The organism is Pseudoalteromonas sp. SR41-8 (assembly GCF_014163915.1).
GTDB lineage: Bacteria > Pseudomonadota > Gammaproteobacteria > Enterobacterales > Alteromonadaceae > Pseudoalteromonas > Pseudoalteromonas rhizosphaerae.
Genome location: NZ_JACJEE010000079.1, coordinates 1 through 1,058, shown reverse-complemented (window position 1 = coordinate 1,058; position 1,058 = coordinate 1). Strand labels below are relative to the sequence as shown.

At 40.9% G+C, this 1,058-nt stretch carries 1 protein-coding gene; it reads right to left on the bottom strand.

Annotated elements, in window-relative coordinates:
• Positions 1–69: 69 nt before the first annotated feature.
• The gene (locus tag H5162_RS21075; protein ID WP_182779448.1) at positions 70–1,044 is read right to left on the bottom strand and encodes a transposase; all 975 of its coding nucleotides are present in this window, start codon (positions 1,042–1,044) and stop codon (positions 70–72) included.
• Positions 1,045–1,058: the final 14 nt, after the last annotated feature.

The following is a 1,058-nucleotide window of genomic DNA, read 5'->3' as shown; positions in this document are numbered from 1 at the left end:
TTAGACATAGAAAGGCTGCAAATTCGCAGTTTTTGAATTGCTTTAGATGGTTTACTATATCGCTCTATTTTATGCTAATAGCTTTTCACAATTTCTCACATTTGCTCGCCGCTTTCTATTTAAATGTTCACAGTATCCTTCCTGCGATGTTGGCCTCCCGACTGCGCCATGAAACACCCGTGTAAAGTGGCTCGTGAGTTTTAACCAATTATCTGCTGAGATATTTACCCGCTCCAATAACCGTGAATGAGTATTATCTATATAACCGCACTTATCTTCTCGTATACAACGACCCGTTAACTCTACAAGTTCTAAATAAGATTTTAACTCAAATGGTAAGCCCTTTGGCATGTGCTGCCTTGGCATACCTGCAAAGCGTAGTAATTGTATTGGTTGTTTACCGTCGGTTGCACTTTCAATCCGTTTTTGTACGCTCGTGTAATCCGATGTTTCTGGTGTGTGAGCTACCTTCGCTCTGATTGGGTTTAAATCAACATACGCCATACATGCAGCCAATGCGGCTTCATCTAACAGTGCTTGTGATTTGAAACGGCCTTCCCAAAATCGCCCTGTACATCCATCTTCTTTATTCGCCCTGCGAGCTATATCTTCATTTAATAATCGCATAAACCAGCTAATACTTGATAATCGCTCACGGTACTCATCGACGGTCTCATTTAAAAAGAAGCATTCTGCTTTCGTTAGCTTGCCCCCTTGAACATATTTATTTGTCAGCATGGTGCCTTTACATAATTTATGCCAACGGATAATAATGGCTTTATCGTTCAGTCGTTTCGCTTTTTTATCATCAACATACAACACTAAATGCGTATGATTACTCATCACTGCATATGCGCAAACATCAATACAAAACACGTTAGAAAGAGCCAATAGCTTCTCTTCAACCCAACACCTGCGATGCTCATATGATTGGCCAGTAAAACGATCTTCGCCACATAGATAGGCTCGACGTACGCACCTAGAAATACAATGATAGTACTTTGTATCAGCCAAACTTATCTGACGCTTTCTCGCAATAGCCATGTGACAACCTGCTC

What these genes read in the sequence shown, in the direction of transcription:
- H5162_RS21075 (WP_182779448.1), bottom strand. Translation starts at nt 1,044, where the DNA reads ATGGCTATTGCGAGAAAGCGTCAGATAAGTTTGGCTGATACAAAGTAC.